Genomic DNA, 20180 nt, shown 5'->3' with positions numbered 1-20180 from the left:
TGTCGCTGAACCGCCCGATTCAGAGTTTCCCGACCCGGCTCTGCCAAACGCAAAGAGGGCGGGCCTTGCGGCCCGCCCTCCTCGTCTTGCCTTCAGGCTTCGATGGATCAGAAGCGCTGGTTGTACTGGATGAACAGGAAGCGGTCGTAATCCAGCATCGGGTCCAGCTGCACGGCACTGGCGTTGGTCACCGCGTAGGTGATCGGCGGGGTCTTGCCGAACACGTTGCGGGCACCGACGGTCACGCTGCCGTTCCACGGGGCCTGCCAGGTGGCCGAGATGTCGTGATAGACGATCGCGCCCTTCTTGTTCGCACCCTTGCCGCCGGTCCAACCGCCGTTCTCGGTCACGTAGCCCGGGTCGTTGCACTCCAGACCTGCCTTCTGGTCATAGCAGAAGTCACGGAAGCCGCCGTAGTAGCGCATGGTCCAGGTGGCCGACAGGTCACCCTTGGTCCAGCTGGTGGCCAGGGTGCCGCGAACGCGCGGATAGTTCCAGTAGCCTGCGTAGTCATCCCATGCAGAACCCTTGGTGGCCTGCTGGCGGAAGCTGGACAGGTAGTTGGTGTCCAGGTTGAACGACAGGGTACCGAAGCTGTATTCCGGCAGGCGGTAACGAACGCCGAAGTTGTAGCCTTCGGTTTCCAGCGAGCCCAGGTTCGCGTTGCCGCGGCTCAGGCTGTTGACCTGGCCGGTGACCGCGTCACGACCGTACTGGCCGCAGAACTGGTCGACGCCATTCTGGTAGCACTGGTTCAGCACGTAGTTCGCATTGACCGCAGTGATCACGTTGTCGACGGTGATCTTGTACCAGTCCAGCGAGACGTTCAGGCCGCTGACGAAGCTCGGGCTCCAGACCAGGCCTGCGGTGCGGGTCTTGCTGGTTTCCGGCTGAAGGCTGTCGTTGCCGACGCCCGACTGGAACGGGGCATTGCCCTGGGTGTCACGCGCAGCAACCGGACGGCCAGCGGCGTCGGTCTGGCGGAAGCCCGGGGACAGGCCTTCGGCGGCACAGCGGGCGGCGACAGCGCCGTTGCTGCGCTGGCCGAACACGGCATCACACGGATCGGTGAAGTTGTCGAAGGTCTGCGAGCCGCCACCGAAGGTGTCGCTCAGGGTCGGGGCACGGAAGCCCTCGCCGTAGGTGGCACGCACCAGCAGGTCGTCGATCGGCTTCCAGGTCACGCTGAACTTGCTGTTGATCGTGTTGCCGAACTTGTCGTAGTCCGAGTAGCGGCTGGCGACATCCAGCGACAGTTCCTTGGCACCCGGCAGGTCACGCAGCAGCGGCACCATCAGTTCCAGGTAGAACTCGTTGGTCTTGTACTTGCCTTCGGTCGGCTGTGCGGCCAGGTCGGTGGTGTAACCGGCGGCCGACAGTGCGTCCGGATGGTCGTAGCCCGACACTTCGCGGTGCTCATAGCCAGCAGCGAAAGCGAACTCGCCCGCATTGCCCGGCATGTCGAACAGCGAACCGGTGATGTTGGCGAAGTACTGCTTGCTCTTGCTCTGGCCGGTCGAGTTCAGCAGGGTGTTGATGTACTTCAGTGCATCCGGGGTCGCGGCGCTGGCGCCGCCCAGCAGATCGAACGGGGTGCAGCGGCCCGGGCCGATGCCCAGGTCGATCGGGTTGGCGGCGGTGCCGCACTGTGCAACACCGTTGCTGTTGATGAACGACGGGCCCAGCGCATTCTTCAGTGCCAGCAGGTTGATGTTGCCGGTGCTGGTCTGGGTCACGTCGTACTGGTTGTAGTTGATGCCCACATCCCAGTCGAACGGACGGTTGTTGAAGTCGAAGTTGCCTTCCAGGGCCGCATCGAAGTGCAGCGACTTCACGTTGTTCTGGGTAACGCGCGGCAGCTCGAAGATGCGGCGGCCCCAGCTGGTGAGATCAACGCCGGCACCCGGGTTGGCCCAGTTGCCCATCGGGTTGTAGATGCTGTCCTTGCTGATCGCGACCGGGAAGGTCGGCTGCGAGGTGCCGGTCAGCGGATAGCCGGCGATCTGGCGCTTGGAATCGCGCTCGGAGTACATCGCCGTCGACTTCAGACGCAGGTTGTCGTTGATGTCGTAGCTGGCCGAGGTGAACATCGACTTCGACTCACCGCCCTGGTTCAGCATCATCTGCTGCGAGGCGTTGTAGTAGTCGTCGGTGTTGATGGGGTGGTAGTTGTCCATGTTGTTGGACGGCTGACCCACGCCCACCGGGGTGTTCCACGAACCGGTGTGGTTGACCACCCAGGTGGTGGGTTCCCAGTCACCATCTTCGTTGTACTCGCCCGCACCCGGGGTACCGGCAGCGCGCGGATCGGTGAAGCGGCCCCACGGGCCGGCCGGGCTCAGGCCGTCCGTCGGATGGCCCTGGCCATAGGTGTAGCGGGTCAGGCCACGGTCCTTGGCCCACACCGGATCTTCCTTGGTGTAGTTGGCGCCGAAGACGATCGAGGAACGCTCGCCGCTGGCACCCAGGGTCAGGCTGTACTGGGTCTTGGCACCGTCGCCGTGGCTGTTCTGGCCGTAATAGGCACTGGCCTCGGCGCCGTCGAAGTTCTTGCGCAGGATGATGTTGACCACGCCGGAGATGGCGTCGGAACCGTAGATCGCCGAGGCGCCGTCCTTCAGGACTTCAATGCGCTCGATCAGCGAGGTCGGGATGGTCGACATGTCGGTGAAGCCGGCCAGGCTGGTGCTCCAGCGCTTGCCGTTGACCAGCACCAGCGTGCGCTGCTCACCCAGGTTGTACAGGCTGACGTACTGGCCGCCCTGTTCCGGGTTGGACGCCAGCACGGCCGCCTTGCTGAAGGTCTGGGTGCCTGCCACGGACAGGTTCTGCAGCAGGTCGCCGACGCTGACCAGGCCCGAACGCTGGATGTCCTCATGGCTTACGGTGAGGACCGGCTGGGAGGTTTCCACATCCACCGAGCGGATGCGGGAGCCGGTGACTTCCAGGCGATCAAGGGTGGTCGGGGCACTGGCTTCCTGTGCGGAAGCAAATGCCGGTGCCAGCGCCAGCGCAATGCCGGCGGGCAGCAGGCCCAGCCGCACGGCAGGGGTGCGAACGTTCATCAATCTCTCCAAGGTACGTGTTAGTAGCGTGTTAAAACGCTCCAGCACGTTACGATTGCGTTGCGATGCTGTATTTGCGCGACCCAACCGGAGACTTTGCAGAGTGTGGCGGGAGCAAGCCGCCGTTTTCCCTGAACCGGGAAGCAGACTGCCCGTAACGGGCGCGGAAGGCCCGGGCGAAGCTGCAGCAGTTGTCGAATCCGCTGGCTGCGGCGACCTCGCCCACCATCATGTCGGTGTCGCGCAGCAGATCGGCGGCCCGTTCCAGGCGCAACCGTGCCGAAAGCGACTGGGGGCTCTCTTCATACAGGCTTTGGAAGGTCTTGGAGAGGTACCAGCTGGAGAAGTTGGTCAGCTCGGCGAGTTCGCCGATCCGCACCACGCGGTGGCTGTTGCCCTCCAGATAGAGACGGGCACGCTGCATGCGGCCGAACACCTGGCGCTTGCGGCTGCGCGAGCGACCGGGGCAGCGCTGCACGTTGTCGGCCAGGTCACGCTGCAGGCCGGCCAGATGCAACAGCAGCGGGCGCAGCGCCTGCGCAGGCAGGCCGCTGTCGAGCGCATCGCGCCACAGGCGCAGGGCAACGCGGGCGTCGCCGCGGCTCATGCGACCACGACCGGCATACAGGCCGCAATCGGCCATCTCGGACAGCACCCGCATCGCCTCCGCATTCAGGCTGAGGCCCACGCACAGTCCGTTACGGCCGGCCTGCACCAGCGGGCGCGACTCCTTCTCGAAGGCGATCCACTCGCCATGGCGCAGGCGGAAACGCCCTTCCTTGGCTTCCACCCAGGAACTGCCCCGGACCTGCAGCCAGACCGTGAAGCTTGACCCTGCCGTCTGCAGGCTGCCGAGCCGGGCCACGCCCATGCAGGTCGGCGCGAGATCGTCGAGCGCCTTGTCGAGGGAGACGGTTTGGCCACGATCGGCCAGCGAGAGTTGACGCATGGGGCACCACGGGTTTGCCTGATACAGGCTTCCGTTTTGCCTAATCAGGCGTCAGCCCGTCAGGAAAATCCGCCGAGATCGCCACGAATTCGCGGCGAGAACTCCACGAAGAAATCACGAAGAGATATTTTTCTTAAGTATCAATGACTTGAGAAACGCGGGAAACAGGACTGGCGTCGACCGGGGCAGCTGCATGACGCCGATGTCGGCACCATCGCTGACGGCCAGGGCGACGTACAGATCCCGGCCATCGGCGCTGGCACTGATGCCGTTGCCCGCGCTGAGCCGCTGCCGGTCCAGGCAGCGCTCGGGGGCTTCGGTCCCGGCCTGGATATGGATCAGGGTCGTACCGCACTCGGTCGAGTTGCCGAGATACCCGATGCCACCGGTGCCTGCCACCGTCCAGGTGCGATAGCGCCATCGGCTGGGCCGGTCTTCACTGACCTGCTGCACGCTGGCCGGCGACAGTGCCGCATCCACCGACCACAAGCCGCCGGACGCCAGGCGGGTGAACAGCACGCGGCCATCGCCCCGATCGAAACGTGCCTGGGAGACGCCGTCGATGCTGGCCAGGCGACGCCAGGGGGTCACGCTGCGATCGAACAGGCTCAACCGGGTGCGCTGCTCTGCATCGCGCTCGACCACCAGCAGCTGTTCCGGGGTTGCCCCGTACAGGGCCTGCAGGGGCTGATCCACCGGAACCGGCAACGGTTGCAGGTGTTCGTCGCGCGGTGCGATCTCGTAGACCACGGTACGCCCATGCTCATCGCGCCCGACCACCAGCAGCTGGCGGCTGTCGGCCGACCAGTCCGGCGCCTGCCGTCCCTCCGGGCGCAGGCCCTCGATCGGCCGCAGTGAATCGGGCCGCTGCATGTCCGCCCACCACAACGCGAAACTGCCGGAACGATCGGAGGTGAAGACCAGCTGGCGACCGTCGGGCGCCGCCATCGGTTGCCCGTCACGGCCGCTGGACGCGAACAGCCGCTCGGCGCTGCCGCCGGCCATCGGCACCTTGAACACGCCGAACTGGGCACGGCGGTGAACGAAGGCCAGCACGTCGCCGTGGCGTGACACCGCAGGCCATTGTGCGTCGTCGAGGCCGGCATCACGCAAGGTGCGGCGCTCAACGTCCAGGTAGTACAACCGCACCTCGCTGTCCACGCGCCGGCCGAACACGATGCTGCGCCCATCGCCCAGCCAGGCCCAGCCACGCTGTTCGGCCGATTCGTTGGTCAACTGCTCCAGCTCACCGCCCCCGGCCGGCATCCGCCACAGGTCACCCATCTGCGGATTGCGCACGAACACCAGCCACTTGCCATCGGGGGAGTAGCGTGGCGCGTAGTCAAAATCATCCTGGTCGACCGCATAGTCCAACGCCCGCCACTGGCCGCTGGCCAGGTCGAGCACACGGATGCCGCGATGGGCATAGCGGCCCACCATGCTGCCAAAGACCAGGCCGCGGCCATCCGGTGTCCAGTCGAAGCTGAGCAGCTCGGTTCCGTCGCAACGGGTCGCCTGGCGCACACCGCCGCCGGTAGCGCTGGCGATCAGCACCTGGCAACCGCCGTCGGCTCCAAAGCGGGCAAACGCGATCTCGCGCCCATCCGGTGACCAGCTCGGGAAGCGGTCACTGGCCCCCTTCGGCGGCAGCGCCAGCTGCCGGGCCGGCGCATTGCCCGAGGTCTGCACCTTGATCGCACCACCACCGGCGCCGTCCTCGTTGGCGCCTTCATAGGCAACCTGGGAGCCATCCGGCGAAAGCGTGGGATAGGTTTCAAAACCACTGGTGGCGGTGATCAGGCGATAGGGACGCTGCGGGCTGCCGATCACCCGCACGCCGTTCTCGACCGCTGCATCCACCGGTGAGCTCGGCTCCGGCCCGCGCCGGAGCAGCAATGTGGCCATGACCAGCAGCGCGGCCAGCATCATCACACCCAGCACCCACAACAGCTGGCGGCGCAGCTGGCGCCAGCCACGCCGGCGTGAAGGCGCTGCCGGCACGGCTGCGAGCGGATGCCCGCTGCCACCGGCCACCGCCGGCATGACCTCTGCGACCACATCGGCGTCCAGCACCGGCTCAAGATCCTCCAGCGCCTGCACCGGTACCAGCAGCCGATAACCGCTCTTGGCGATGGTCTCGATGTAGGCCTGGCCATTGTCGTCGTCGTTGGCGAACGCCTTGCGCAGCTGGGTGACGGCCTGGGTCAGCACGTCATTGGTCGGCAACGTATCGGGCCAGACCTCGGCAAACAGCTCTTCACGGGTGACCACGCGCCCAGGCTGACGCATCAGCACGCGCAGCACGCCCAGCGCTTTCGGCGTCAGCCGCCGCGGACGGCGCGCGCCTTCAACCTCGACCTCACGTGAGGACAAGGTAATGACGCAGTCGCCGACCCGCACGCGGTCGGCCTCAATGGGCGTGAGTTCGCTGCTGTTCATTTTCCGCTATACAGTAGGGACGGGACCTGGGCAGGGCTCACCAGCAATACCGTCCCCACCGTCCCTGGACAGGGTCATCGAAAAGCCAGATTCCGCACAAAGCATCGGCGCATACCGCAAAAACAATAACGCCCCCGGATATTAGCCTAAGCCGGTTACCCCGCCTATGACGGGGTCGACACTCAGGCTCTCTCTCGCCGACGCATTCACATAATCTGCATCACTATTCGCGCCCTTTTGGGCGCGAAATTTTTATCTGGCGTTCATTTTCACATGCGCCGAAGCATGGTCAATCCGACCAGACGCGACACCACCAGGCCGATATACATGACGCCTGCGAACTGTTCGAGCATCACCAGGGCCCGTGCCTGCGGGTGCAGCGGCACGACGTCGCTCAATCCAACACCGGACAACAAGCTGAAGCTCAGATAAAGCAGCTCCATCCAGCTGCGCTCGGGGCCAGCAGTCGTACCCTGGAAACTGCCTGGATACCACTGCTGGCACACCGCGAACGCAAAGGCGAACGCCCAGGCCAGCAGCGTGAAGGTTGCCCCGGCCGCGAACAGCTCGTCGCGGGTCACTCTATGGTCCTGCAGCATGTAGGCGATCAACGCTCCCGCCGTATAGAAGTACAGCAGGCTTTCCAGCAGCTGCGCCGTGGTCAGCAGCGCGCTGCGGTCCAGCAGAGCGCCAGCCAGCGAGAACACCACCGAAGGAATGGCCAGCAGCAATGCCAGCCAGGTTCCCAACGGACTGCGCTGGACCACCCACAGCGCCAGGCCGAGCACCGCCATGCCGAACATGCCCAGCGCCGCCCGGCCAGCGGCGGTGTCATCGAGCGCCGGGTACAACAGCACCGCCAGCAGCTGGGCCCCCAGCAGCCATGCCGAGGGGTGGCGGCGGGCGATTGCCAGCCAGCGGGTGGTCAAGGCAACAGGCATGGCGTCCTTTCCGCGGGGCAATGGCCGGAGCATAACGGGTAGCGCCGGGCCACGCCCGGCGCTTTTCCTGGACCGCTGCGCCCGCCGGGCATGGCCCGGCGCTACCGGTGCGGCATCATCCCTGGTGGTAGACCTCGGCACCGGCAGCACGGAACTCCTGCGACTTCTCCTTCATGCCGGCCTCTGCGTAGTCGCGCACGTCCTGGGTGATCTTCATCGAACAGAAGTGCGGGCCGCACATCGAGCAGAAGTGGGCCAGCTTGTGCGCGTCCTTCGGCAGCGTCTCGTCGTGGAATTCCTTGGCCTTCTCCGGATCCAGCCCGAGATGGAACTGGTCCTCCCAGCGGAACTCGAAGCGCGCCTTGCTCAGCGCGTTGTCGCGCACCTGCGCGCCCGGGTGTCCCTTGGCCAGGTCGGCCGCGTGCGCGGCAATGCGGTAAGCCATGATGCCGTCGCGCACGTCCTGGCGGTTGGGCAGGCCGAGGTGCTCCTTCGGCGTCACGTAGCAGAGCATGGCCGTACCGAACCAGCCGATCATCGCCGCACCGATCGCGCTGGTGATGTGGTCGTAGCCCGGCGCGATGTCGGTCGTCAGCGGCCCCAGCGTGTAGAACGGCGCTTCGCCGCACTCGCGCAGCTGCTTGTCCATGTTCTCCTTGATCAGCTGCATCGGCACGTGGCCGGGGCCTTCGATCATGGTCTGCACGTCGTGCTTCCAGGCAATCTTCGTCAGCTCACCCAGCGTCTCCAGTTCACCGAACTGCGCTGCATCGTTGGCATCGGCGATGCAACCCGGGCGCAGGCCATCGCCCAGCGAGAAGGTCACGTCGTAGGCCTTCATGATTTCGCAGATCTCTTCGAAATGCGTGTAGAGGAAATTCTCCTTGTGGTGCGCCAGGCACCACTTGGCCATGATCGAGCCACCGCGGCTGACGATGCCGGTGACCCGCTTGGCGGTGAGCGGCACATAGCGCAGCAGTACGCCGGCGTGGATGGTGAAGTAGTCCACGCCCTGCTCGGCCTGCTCGATCAGCGTGTCGCGGAAGATTTCCCAGGTGAGCGCCTCGGCACGGCCATCGACCTTTTCCAGCGCCTGGTAGATCGGCACGGTACCAATCGCCACCGGCGAGTTGCGGATGATCCATTCACGGGTTTCGTGGATGTGCTTGCCGGTGGACAGATCCATCACCGTATCGCCGCCCCAGCGGATCGCCCACACCAGCTTCTCCACTTCCTCGGCGATGCCGGAAGACACGGCGCTGTTGCCGATGTTGGCGTTGATCTTGGTAAGGAAGTTGCGGCCGATGATCATCGGCTCGCTTTCCGGATGGTTGATGTTGTTGGGCAGCACCGCACGACCACGGGCGATCTCATCGCGCACGAACTCGGGGGTGATGATCTTCTGGATCGAAGCACCGAACGCTTCGCCCGGGTGCTGCTGCAGCAGGCCGGCATCGCGGATCGCGTCCAGCCGCTGGTTCTCGCGGATGGCGACGAATTCCATTTCCGGGGTGATGATGCCGCGCCGCGCGTAGTGCATCTGGGTGACGTTGGCACCGGCGCGTGCACGGCGCGGCAGGCTGCGTGCGGGGAAACGCACCGCGTCCAGCTTCGGGTCATGTTCGCGGTCGCGGCCGAACGAAGAGCTGAGGCCGTCGAGCTGCTCGGTATCGCCACGTTCGTCCACCCAGCCACGGCGCAGTGCCGGCAGGCCTGCGGACAGATCAATATGCACGTCGGGATCGGTGTAGGGGCCCGACGTGTCATAGACCGTCACCGGCGCATTCTCTTCGCCGCCGAACAGTGTCGGCGTGCGGGTCAGCGCGATCTCGCGCATCGGAACCAGCAGGTCCGGGCGTGAACCGGGCACATGGATCTTGCGCGAGCCGGGAATCGGCCGGGTCACGGATTCGGAGAGTTGCTGGGCCTGTTGCTGCAGGGCGGAGAGCTGTGCGTTCATCGGGCATCGTCCAGGAAGGTCAGGGACGAAGCGGCGGCGCACGGCACCCGCGCACGGACGGTCCTAGGGCGGAGTCCGGGCACGGCTGCATTGCAAAGCTTCCCTACGCCGGTATGAGCCGGATCAGGTTCCAAGGGACTGTCTCAACCGCGGCCACATGGCCCGGTACCCCCGCTTCTTGCTGCGCATTAGAGCATAGACCGCCACCTCCGGGGTCGGATCGTCATTCGTTAACAGAACCGTGACGTCGCGTTCAGTAACGTGCACGCCCAGCGCGTCGCTGAGATCGATGCGTCCCTCGCCGCCTCTGCGGCCCCTGCCCGGTTCGCGCTGCATGCCGCCGGCCCTTCGCTGCAAGCTCTGCTCGCTCCCCTCAATCCCCTTGATCGGAGAAGCTCCTTCATGGTGTTTCGCGTTTCCATCGCACTGGTTCTGCTGCTGGTGCTGCTGGCCGGCATCGCCCCCGGCCCCTTCAATACCGTTGTGCAGTCCATGCTGGCGGAGGTCATCCGCAGTGTCGGCTGGCTGTACCTGCTGGTGGTGTTCCTGGCGCTGGTATTCCTGATGTACCTGGCGTTCGGCCGCTTCGGCAACCTGCGCATCGGCGGCGAGGACGCCGAACCCGAATTCTCGCGCGCCAGCTGGATGTCGATGCTGTTTGCTGCCGGCATGGGCATCGGCCTGGTGTTCTGGGGTGCGGCCGAACCGATCTCGCATTTCAGCAAGCCACCGGAAGGACTGGCGCCGCAAAGCATGGATGCCGCGCGCGCCTCGATGCGCTACGCGTTCTTCCACTGGGGCCTGCACCCGTGGGCGATCTATGCGCTGATCGGCCTGGCGATGGCCTGGTTCCAGTTCAACCGCAATGGCCGCGGCCTGGTCAGTGACATGCTGCAGCCGATCATCGGCCGCCACCATCGCGGCTGGATCGGTCGGGTGGTCAACATCGCCGCCGTGGTCGCTACGGCGATCGGTGTCGCCACCACGCTCGGCTTCGGCACCATCCAGATTGCTGCCGGCATGGAGCGCGTGTTCGGCGTGCATACAGGGCCGCCGCTGCAGCTGGTGATCATCGCGGTGGCGTTCGTGCTGTACATGGCGTCCACGCTCAGCGGCGTCGACCGCGGCGTCAAATGGCTGTCCAACTTCAACCTGGCATTGGCCGCCGTGCTGTTGCTGCTGGTACTGGTGCTCGGACCGACCGGCGCGATCTTCAACACCTTCACCACCACGCTCGGCTCCTACCTCAACCAGCTGGTGACGATGAGCCTGCGCATGTCGCCGTTCTCGTCCAGCACCTGGGTGGCCGACTGGACGATCTTCTACTGGGCGTGGTGGATTTCCTGGGCCCCGTTTGTCGGTTCGTTCATCGCGCGCATCTCGCGCGGGCGCAGCGTGCGCGAGTTCGTCATCGGTGTGGTGCTGGCGCCGACCCTGCTGGGATTCTTCTGGTTCTCGGTGTTCGGTGGTACTGCCATCTGGATGCAGATCTTCGGCCACGCCGATCTGGTGCAGGCGCTGGGCAACGGCTACGAGACGGTGTTGTTCACCCTGTTCGACAGCATGCCGCTGCCGTTGCTGCTGTCGTCCATCGCACTGGTGCTGCTGATGATCTTCTTCGTGACCTCGGCCGATTCGGCGGTGCTGGTGTTGGCCAGCATGTCCACCGATGAGGCGGGTGATCCGCCGCCCAGGCGCAAGCTGGCCTGGGGCGTGGGTGTGGCGCTGATCGCCGGCGCATTGCTGCTGGCCGGCGGGCTGGATGCGCTACAGGGGATGATCACGATCACGGCATTGCCGTTCGCGTTGCTGATGGTGCTGGTGATGGTGTCGCTGTACCGGGTGCTGGACCAGGAATATACGCGCGAGCGGCGGCAGGCGCAGCGCCAGCGGCACATGATCGATGCGTGGATCGCGCGCGAGATGGCGGCGCAGGAAGAGACCCAGGCGGAGGCGGCGCGCGCGCAGGATCGGGATTGAGGGTTGTTTTGCAGCCTGCGGCTGCACCGCCTTTTTCAAGCAACAGCAACGGCAACAGCAAAAGCGGCTCTGGGTTTCTGCTGGCTGGGCGGGGCGGTGTGGGTGGGCAGGACACGCCGTAAACCCGTCCATGGGGGCTCGATGGCGCCATCCATGGCGCCAACGGTCCTGCCCACCCACACCGCCCCACCCCCGACAGATTTCCGGTGACGGTGGTAGATCCACGCCATGCGTGGATGAGGTGTATCGGAAAACAAGATGGGGTCGGATCCGTTTTCCTTCGGAAACCGGATCCGACCCCAACCCACAGCGCGCGGCTGTTGCTGTTGCTGTTGCTGTTGCTTTTGATCTTCTTCTTTCTGTTCCTGCGGTGGCGGCCCCAGGAAACTGTCAGGGGCCGGGCGGGTGGGCTGGGCGGGGGTGTCAGCCGCATGGGCCCGAGGCATGCCTCGGGCGGGTTGGGCAGGACGCCCAACCCCGGTCTTGCCGTGTGCGCAGGACAGCGCACACGAGCAAGCGGCTGCCAAGCCTCCAGGGACGGATTCACGGCGTCCCCCGACCAGCCCACCCGCCCGGCCCAATCACATGATCCCGCTTCCCGGAATCCACCGCAGAGGGGGCTCAGCCCGGTGGCCGGGAAACTCAGTACCCCGCCGCCTGCCCATCCTTGCGGCTCTCCGACGCGCCGTAATACACGCCCGTCTCCGGATCGCGCATGATCGCCTGGTACCCACCATACGGGCCGTCGGCGAACACGATGCGATGCCCCTTGCGCATCAGCGCGCGCACCGTCTCGTACGGGAAGCCGGTTTCCAGATTCACTTCGCCACCGTCGGTCATCGCCGTCGCCTGCCCGGTCGGTTCGGTGGAACCTTCGTGCTGGATGCGCGGTGCGTCACCGGCTTCCTGCAGGTTCATCCCGAAGTCCACCAGGTTCATCACGATCTGCGCATGACCCTGCGGCTGCATCGCACCGCCCATCACGCCGAAGCTGGCGTACGGCTTGCCGCCCTTGGTGATGAACGCCGGGATGATGGTCTGGAACGGACGCTTGCCCGGCGCATAGCCATTGGGATGATTCTTCTGCAGCACGAACATCTCGCCGCGGTCCTGCAGGATGAAACCCAGTCCTGGAGGTGCCATGCCACTGCCCATGCCACGGTAGTTGGACTGGATCAGCGACACCATCATGCCGTCGGCGTCGGCCACGGTCATGTAGATGGTGTCGCCCTCTTCCAGCTGTTTCGGCGTGCCCGGCTGCACTTCCTTCAAGGCCTTGTCCATCGAGATCAGCGCGCGGCGCTGCGCCGCGTACTCCTTGGAGATCAGCTTCTGCACCGGCGCCGGCTGGAACGCCATGTCGGCGTAGAAGCGCGCGCGGTCGGCGAACGCCAGCTTCTTCGCTTCCACGAACAGGTGCACATGCTCCGGTGAACCAAACGGAATCTTCGAGAAATCGTAGCCTTCCAGCACGTTGAGGATCTGCAGCGCGGCGATGCCCTGGCTGTTCGGCGGCAGCTCCCACACGTCGTAGCCGCGGTAGTTGCTGCTGACCGGCTCAACCCATTCGCCGTGGTGGTCGGCCAGGTCCTGGTAGCTCAGGTAGCCGCCGTTGGCCTTGAAGTAATCGCCGATGGTGTGGGCGATCTCGCCCTTGTAGAACGCATCACGACCACCGTCAGCGATCTTCTGCAGGGTGCTGGCCAGGTTCGGGTTCTTCCACATCTCGCCCTTGCGCGGGGCATGGCCGTTGATCGTGAACTGCTCCTTGAAGCCCGGGTACTGCGACAGCTTCGGCACCGAGCGGTCCCAGTAGTAGGCGATCACTTCGGCCACCGGGTGCCCTTCGCGGGCATAGCGAATGGCCGGCGCGAGGTTGTCGGCCATCGGCTTGCGGCCGAAGCGGTCGTGCAGGGCGAACCAGCCATCGACCGCGCCGGGCACCGACACCGGCAGCGGGCCGGTGGCCGGGATGTCCTTCAGGCCGCGGCGCTGGAACTCAGCCAGGGTGAGCGATTTCGGCGAGCGGCCCGAGCCGTTGTAGCCATAGAGCTTCTGCGTCTTCGGGTCCCAGACGATGGCGAACAGGTCGCCGCCGATGCCGTTGCCGGTGGGTTCCATCAGGCCGAGCGCGGCGTTGGCGGCAATCGCCGCGTCCACTGCCGAACCGCCGCCCTTCATCACGTCCAGCGCGATCTGGGTGGCCAGCGGCTGCGAGGTCGCGGCCATCGCGTGCGGGGCGATCACCTCCGAGCGGGTGGCGAAAGTCTGGCCGGTGATGCGGTCGGCGGCGAAAGACAGTGCAGGCACGGCGGCGAGCACGGCGGCGGCGAGCAGGGAACGGGCAAGGCGTCGGGACACGGTCGGGTTCCGATGGAAGGGTGGTTCCCCGATCTTCGCCGCTGTGGCCTTCACGCGGTATCGGGCAGAGGTCATGGGCCAGGCGGGCAATCCGCCAGGCATGGCCCGGCGCTACCCGCACGGGCCCTGGCAGCGCCGGGCCATGCCCGGCGACCGAACCGGTAGAGACGCCCTCATTCCCGCGCAGAAAACGCGCTGAAAAGACTGAATTCCGGTTCACCAAAACACTTTCAGCGGCAACCATCCTTGTGCCGCAAGCGATTGCGCTGGATGCAGCGGAAACCGATAAAAAATCCGTCGCCAGGGTTGACACCGCCGAAACGGCTGTGTTTTTCTCGACCACATGTTGCATCACAACACGCCACCGCGAACCCACATTGAAGCCGCCGACACCGGCGCCGCCTCGCTGCGTTCGATTCTTGTGCTCGTACTTATTACCCAACCAACAGGTGCGGGACGAGCCAGCGTGTAAGCAACAAACACACCGGAACTCATCAAAACCCGCACCCGCCCCGGTGCGGGTTTTTTCATTTCAGGACCTGGTTTCAGACGCAACCACCATGCATACCGCCAACTTCAAAACCCGGACCCACACCACCACGACGCCTCGTGGCGGGTGTTCGCGTGCGATGCATGGCGCCTCCCCCACCGCTTTCCCCTGACCGGCCGGCACGTCACCTCGACGACCGGCCGTTCTTTTTTCTTCCCACCGCAAGGAACCTCCCCCATGAGCACCAACGACCTGCCCCAGACCAAGATCGCCGTCATCGGCTACGGCAGCCAGGGCCGCGCCCACGCACTGAACCTGCGCGAATCCGGCTTCGACGTGGTGGTAGGCCTGCGCCCGGGCGGCCCGACCGAGGTCAAGGCGCAGGCCGATGGCTTCACCGTCAAGGCCCCGGCCGATGCAGTGAAGGACGCCGACCTGGTTGCCGTGCTGACCCCGGACATGGTGCAGAAGAAGCTGTACGACGACGTGCTGGCGCCGAACATGAAGCAGGGTGCGGTGCTGTTGTTCGCGCACGGCCTGAACGTGCACTTCGACATGATCAAGCCGCGTGACGACCTCGACGTGGTGCTGGTCGCACCGAAGGGCCCGGGCGCGCTGGTGCGCCGCGAGTATGAAATCGGCCGCGGCGTGCCGTGCATCTGGGCGGTCTACCAGGACAAGAGCGGCAAGGCCGCCGACTACGCGCTGGCCTATGCCGGTGGCCTCGGCGGCGCCCGCGCCAACCTGATCCAGACCACGTTCAAGGAAGAAACCGAGACCGATCTGTTCGGTGAGCAGGCGGTGCTGTGCGGCGGTGCCTCGGCGCTGGTGCAGGCCGGTTTCGAGACCCTGGTCGAAGCCGGTTATCAGCCGGAAATCGCCTACTACGAAGTGCTGCACGAGCTGAAGCTGATCGTGGACCTGTTCTACGAAGGCGGCATCTCGCGCATGCTGGAATTCATCTCCGAGACCGCGCAGTACGGCGACTACGTCAGCGGCCCGCGCGTGATCGATGCCGGCACCAAGGCACGCATGAAGGAAGTACTGAAGGACATCCAGGACGGCACCTTCACCAAGAACTGGGTGGCCGAGTACGAAGCGGGCCTGCCGAACTACAACAAGTTCAAGCAGGCCGACCTGGAACACCCGATCGAGAAGGTAGGCAAGGAACTGCGCGCCAAGATGGTCTGGTTGCAAGGTCAAGCCGCGTAACAACGCGGCACCCCCACCCGCTCTGCAAGGTTCCCCCATGAACTCTCCCACACACCGCAGCACGCCGCCCAACGGCGCGCGCTGGCTGACCCAGGCGCTGGAGGCCGAGGGCGTCCGCACGCTGTTCGGCTATCCCGGCGGCACCATCATGCCGTTCTACGACGCGCTGGTGGATTCGTCGCTGAAGCACATCCTGGTACGCCATGAGCAGGGTGCGGCGTTGGCGGCCAATGGCTTCGCCCGCGCCAGCGGCCAGGTCGGCGTCTGCGTGGCCACCTCCGGCCCGGGCGCGTCGAACCTGGTCACCGGCATCGCCGACGCGATGCTGGATTCGGTGCCGATGGTCTGCATCACCGGCCAGGTCGGCACGCCGCTGCTGGGCACCGATGCCTTCCAGGAACTGGATGTGTTCGGCCTGACGATGCCGATCGTCAAGCACAGCTGGCTGGTGCGCAGCGTCGATGACCTGCCGCGCGTGGTGGCCGACGCCTTCCGCATCGCCCGCGAGGGCCGCCCCGGCCCGGTGCTGATCGACCTGCCCAAGGACGTGCAGCTGGCCGATGCCAGCCATCTGCCGGTGCACGTGCCGAGCAGCGTCGAACCACCACCGGCACCGGCCGACGCGGCCATCGCCGAGGCCATTGCCGCGCTGGCGGCAGCCGAGAAGCCGGTGGTCTACGCCGGTGGTGGCATCGCGCTGGGTGATGCCGTGCAGGACCTGCGCGACTTCGTTGAAGCCAGCGCGATTCCCACCGTGATGACCCTGCGCGGACTGGGTGCACTGCCGGCCAACCACCCGCAATCGCTGGGCATGCTGGGCATGCATGGCACCCGCGCGGCCAACATGGCGGTGCAGGAAAGCGACCTGCTGCTGGTGCTGGGTGCCCGCTTCGATGACCGCGCCACCGGCAAGCTGGCCGAGTTCGCGCCGTTCGCCCGCGTAGTCCATATCGACGCTGACGCCTACGAGATCTCCAAGCTGCGTAGTGCCGATGTTGCCGTGCCCGGCAATGTCGGCCATGCGATCCGCGCCCTGCGTGCGGCCTTCCCCTCCCCCAAGGCCCACCAGGACGCATGGCGCAGGCGCTGTGCACAGCATCGCGATCGTTTCGCTGCGCGCTACGATGCGCCAGGCCAGCACATCTACGCGCCGGCCATGCTGAAGCGCCTGAGCGAACTGGCCCCGGCCGATGCGGTGATCGCCTGCGACGTTGGCCAGCACCAGATGTGGGTGGCGCAGCACTGCCGCTTCAACCACCCGCGCAACCACCTGACCAGTGGCGCGCTGGGCACCATGGGCTTCGGCCTGCCGGCCGCGATGGGCGCGCAGTTCGCCTGCCCGGACCGCACCGTGGTGCTGGTCTCCGGTGATGGCAGCTTCATGATGAACGTGCAGGAACTGGCCACCATCGCGCGCTGCCGCCTGCCGGTGAAGATCGTGCTGCTGGACAACAGTTCGCTGGGCATGGTGCGGCAGTGGCAGGAGCTGTTCTTCGCCGAGCGTTACAGCGAGATCGATCTGTCCGACAACCCGGACTTCGTGGCATTGGCGCAGGTGTTCGGCATTGCCGCCACCCGCATCGACGCGCGCGACGACGTCGAGGGCGGCCTGGCCGCGCTGCTGGCCGAGCCGGGCCCGGCGCTGCTGCACGTGGCCATCGATGCACGCGCCAACGTGTGGCCGCTGGTGCCACCGAACACCGCCAACAGCACCATGCTGGAAAGCAACCCTGCCCACGCCCGCCAGGAGACCCCCAATGCAATACCGGCTTGACCTGGTGCTGCACCCGGCCGAAGGCGCGCTGCTGCGCGTGATCGGCATGGCCGAGCGTCGCGGCTTCGCGCCGCGCGCGATCAGCGGTGCGCCGGTGGCCGCCGATGACGGCCGCTGGCACCTGCAGCTGGTCGTCGATGGCCAGCGCCCGGCGGAAACGCTGTGCCGGCAGATCGAGAAGATCTACGACTGCGTGTCCGTGCAGGTCACCGCCGTGGAAGGAGTATCGCCATGAACACCCGTACCGTAGCGACCACGGTGCCGGTACGGAGGCGTCTTCTTCGCTGCCCGTGCCCGCATGCGGCGGTCGACCGCACCCCGCTGGTGGCCCATGCCGGCCGCTGATGCCAGCCAGGAAAGCGATGTCGGCGACGTAAGCGTCGCCGACGTCCTGGCCGCGCAGGCCCGCCTGCGCCGCTTCCTGCCGCCCACCCCGCTGCACCATGCCGAGCGCTTCGGTACCTGGCTGAAGCTGGAGAACCTGCAGCGCACCGGTTCCTACAAGGTGCGCGGCGCACTGAATGCTCTGCTGGCCGGCCGCGAGCGCGGCGACACCCGGCCGGTGATCTGCGCCTCGGCCGGCAACCACGCCCAGGGCGTGGCCTGGGCCGCCTACCGCCTGGACGTACCGGCCATCACGGTGATGCCGCATGGCGCGCCCGCCACCAAGATCGCCGGCGTCGCCCATTGGGGTGCGACCGTGCGCCAGCACGGCAACAGCTACGACGAGGCCTACGCCTTCGCGGTCGAGCTGGCGCAGCGCCACGGCTACCGCTTCCTGTCCGCGTTCGATGATGCCGACGTGATCGCCGGCCAGGGCACGGTCGGCATCGAGCTGGCCGCACACGCACCGGACGTGGTGATCGTACCGATCGGTGGTGGTGGACTGGCCTCCGGCGTGGCCCTGGCACTGAAATCACAGGGCGTGCGCGTGGTTGGTGCACAGGTGGAAGGCGTTGACTCGATGGCGCGCGCGATCCGTGGCGATGTCCGCGAGATCGCACCTGTCGCCTCGCTGGCCGATGGCGTGCGGGTGAAGATCCCCGGCTTCCTGACCCGCCGCCTGTGCACCTCGCTGCTGGACGATGTGGTGATCGTGCGCGAAGCCGAACTGCGCGAAACCCTGGTGCGGCTGGCACTGGAAGAACACATCATCGCCGAGGGCGCCGGTGCGCTGGCGCTGGCTGCCGGCCGCCGCGTCGCGGGCCGCCGCAAGTGCGCGGTGGTCTCCGGCGGAAACATCGATGCCGGCGTGCTGGCCGGCCTGCTTACCGACATCCGACCGCGCCCGCCGCGCAAGCCGCGGCGACGGCGCAGCGAAACACCCCGCTCGCCCGCCAAGGCCAGCGCGCCGCCCTCCCCCACCTCTTCCCCTTCCCACCTGCAAGCCGCAACGCCCGCTGTCGAGGAGATTTCCCTGTGACCACCATCGAACGAATTACCACCCCGCGCATCCGCATCTTCGACACCACCCTGCGTGACGGCGAGCAGTCCCCCGGCTGCAGCATGAGCCCGCCGCAGAAGCTGGTGATGGCGCGTGCGCTGGACGAACTGGGCGTGGACATCATCGAGACCGGCTTCCCGGCCAGCTCGCAGTCCGACCGCGAGGCGATGGCACTGATCGGCCGCGAACTGCGCCGCCCGAGCCTGAGCCTGGCGGTGCTGTCACGCTGCCTGCAGGCCGACATCGAAACTTCCGCACGTGCGCTGGAAGCAGCGGCCAATCCGCGCCTGCACGTGTTCCTGTCGACCAGCCCGCTGCACCGCGAGCACAAGCTGCGCATGACCCGCGAGCAGGTACTGGAGTCGGTACGCAAGCACGTAGCGCTGGCGCGTTCCTACATCGACGATGTCGAATTCTCGGCCGAGGATGCCACCCGTACCGAGCTGGATTACCTGATCGAGGTCTCGCGCGTGGCGATCGCCGCTGGCGCCACCACCATCAACCTGCCCGACACCGTCGGCTTCACCACGCCGGAGGAGATCCGCGCGATGTTCCAGCAGGTCATCGCCGGCGTCGCCGACGTGCCCAATGCCGCCAACGTGATCTTCAGCGCGCACTGCCACAACGACCTGGGCCTGGCCGTGGCCAACTCGCTGGCCGCCATCGAAGGGGGCGCGCGCCAGGTCGAATGCACCATCAACGGCATCGGTGAACGCGCCGGCAACTGCTCGCTGGAAGAAATCGCCATGGTGCTGAAGGTGCGCCAGGCCTTCTACGAGCAGGACAGTGCGATCAACACCCCGCGCATCGTCGGCACCTCGCAGCTGCTGCAGCGCCTGGTCGGCATGCCGGTACAGCGCAACAAGGCCATCGTCGGTGCCAATGCCTTCGCCCACGAATCGGGCATCCACCAGCACGGCATGCTGCGCCATCGCGGCACCTACGAAATCATGCGTCCGGAAGACGTGGGCTGGGAGGACTCGCAGATGGTGCTGGGCCGCCACAGTGGCCGCGCCGCTGTTGAAGCACGCCTGCGTGCGCTGGGCTTCTGGCTGGACGAAGACGAACTGAAGCTGGTGTTCGAGCAGTTCAAGGGCCTGTGCGAACAGCAGCGCGTGGTCACCGATGCCGACCTGCAGACGTTGATGCAGGGCGGTTCCAACGCACAGGGCTACCGCCTGGCGTCGATGACCATCAGCGATGTCGGCAGCCGTGCCAACGCGCTGGTTGAACTGTCCGACCCGGATGGCAACCGCGTGGCCGAGACCGCGCAGGGCGACGGCCCGGTCGATGCGCTGTTCGGCGCACTGTCGGCCGCCACCGGCGTGCAGCTGATGCTGGACAGCTACCACGTGCACAGCGTCGGCATCGGCGCCGATGCGCGTGGCGAAGCCAACCTGAGCGTGCGCCACGAGGGCGTGGAGTACGACGGCACCGGCACCAGCAAGGACATCATCGAAGCCTCCGCGCTGGCCTGGCTGGATGTTGCCAACCGCCTGCTGCGCCAACGCCAGGCCGCCGCCCACAGCAGCACCGACGTTGCCACCCCCGCCACCGCCTGAGGA

12 protein-coding genes and 1 riboswitch are annotated in these 20180 nt (G+C 66.3%); of the genes, 6 read left to right on the top strand and 6 right to left on the bottom strand.

The window, feature by feature from the left end:
• Nucleotides 1–107: 107 nt before the first annotated feature.
• The 5 genes from AC5P88_RS13985 to thiC all read right to left on the bottom strand — a co-directional run bounded on the left by AC5P88_RS13985 (nucleotide 108) and on the right by thiC (nucleotide 9354).
• Nucleotides 108–3065 (bottom strand): TonB-dependent receptor plug domain-containing protein, encoded by a 2958-nt coding sequence (locus AC5P88_RS13985; RefSeq protein WP_099484128.1) that lies wholly within the window; start codon nucleotides 3063–3065, stop codon nucleotides 108–110.
• A gap of 49 nt (nucleotides 3066–3114) precedes the next feature.
• A complete protein-coding gene (locus AC5P88_RS13980; protein WP_049429948.1) occupies nucleotides 3115–4014 on the bottom strand; it encodes a helix-turn-helix transcriptional regulator in 900 nt (299 codons plus the stop codon).
• Nucleotides 4015–4128: 114 nt separating this feature from the next.
• A complete protein-coding gene (locus AC5P88_RS13975) occupies nucleotides 4129–6453 on the bottom strand; it encodes a winged helix-turn-helix domain-containing protein (protein ID WP_099484129.1) in 2325 nt (774 codons plus the stop codon).
• Between the two features lie 269 nt (nucleotides 6454–6722).
• Nucleotides 6723–7394, bottom strand: a complete 672-nt coding sequence (locus AC5P88_RS13970; protein WP_099552986.1) for an ion channel — start codon at nucleotides 7392–7394, stop codon at nucleotides 6723–6725.
• A 115-nt stretch (nucleotides 7395–7509) separates the two neighbouring features.
• Nucleotides 7510–9354: a phosphomethylpyrimidine synthase ThiC gene (thiC, locus tag AC5P88_RS13965; protein WP_495225328.1), complete on the bottom strand. Its 1845-nt coding sequence runs from the start codon at nucleotides 9352–9354 to the stop codon at nucleotides 7510–7512.
• Nucleotides 9355–9436: 82 nt separating this feature from the next.
• Nucleotides 9437–9537, bottom strand: a riboswitch (TPP riboswitch).
• A 219-nt stretch (nucleotides 9538–9756) separates the two neighbouring features.
• On the opposite strand from thiC, the gene AC5P88_RS13960 reads away from it, so the two are divergent.
• Nucleotides 9757–11334 carry a BCCT family transporter gene (locus tag AC5P88_RS13960; RefSeq protein WP_495225327.1) on the top strand — a complete coding sequence of 526 codons (1578 nt, stop codon included), beginning with the start codon at nucleotides 9757–9759 and terminating at the stop codon, nucleotides 11332–11334.
• A 642-nt stretch (nucleotides 11335–11976) separates the two neighbouring features.
• Here the strand turns inward: AC5P88_RS13960 and ggt are convergent.
• Nucleotides 11977–13695, bottom strand: a complete 1719-nt coding sequence (ggt, locus tag AC5P88_RS13955; protein WP_495225326.1) for a gamma-glutamyltransferase — start codon at nucleotides 13693–13695, stop codon at nucleotides 11977–11979.
• 727 nt (nucleotides 13696–14422) lie between these two features.
• On the opposite strand from ggt, the gene ilvC reads away from it, so the two are divergent.
• From ilvC to AC5P88_RS13930, 5 genes are all read left to right on the top strand, one after another.
• Nucleotides 14423–15397 (top strand): ketol-acid reductoisomerase, encoded by a 975-nt coding sequence (gene ilvC, locus AC5P88_RS13950; protein ID WP_049435305.1) that lies wholly within the window; start codon nucleotides 14423–14425, stop codon nucleotides 15395–15397.
• A 37-nt stretch (nucleotides 15398–15434) separates the two neighbouring features.
• Nucleotides 15435–17171 carry an acetolactate synthase 2 catalytic subunit gene (gene ilvG / locus AC5P88_RS13945; protein ID WP_111111485.1) on the top strand — a complete coding sequence of 579 codons (1737 nt, stop codon included), beginning with the start codon at nucleotides 15435–15437 and terminating at the stop codon, nucleotides 17169–17171.
• Nucleotides 17155–17406 (top strand): ACT domain-containing protein, encoded by a 252-nt coding sequence (locus AC5P88_RS13940; protein ID WP_005410947.1) that lies wholly within the window; start codon nucleotides 17155–17157, stop codon nucleotides 17404–17406. The genes ilvG and AC5P88_RS13940 overlap by 17 nt, the downstream gene beginning before the upstream one ends.
• 96 nt (nucleotides 17407–17502) lie before the next feature.
• Nucleotides 17503–18594, top strand: a complete 1092-nt coding sequence (locus tag AC5P88_RS13935) for a threonine dehydratase (protein WP_164137857.1) — start codon at nucleotides 17503–17505, stop codon at nucleotides 18592–18594.
• Nucleotides 18591–20177 carry a 2-isopropylmalate synthase gene (locus AC5P88_RS13930; protein WP_197633314.1) on the top strand — a complete coding sequence of 529 codons (1587 nt, stop codon included), beginning with the start codon at nucleotides 18591–18593 and terminating at the stop codon, nucleotides 20175–20177. The genes AC5P88_RS13935 and AC5P88_RS13930 overlap by 4 nt, the downstream gene beginning before the upstream one ends.
• Nucleotides 20178–20180: the final 3 nt, after the last annotated feature.

This window comes from Stenotrophomonas sp. YJH_SMC_8 (assembly GCF_059371315.1).
The sequence above is the reverse complement of the archived record's forward strand: the minus strand, read 5'-3'. Positions and strand labels throughout refer to the sequence as shown.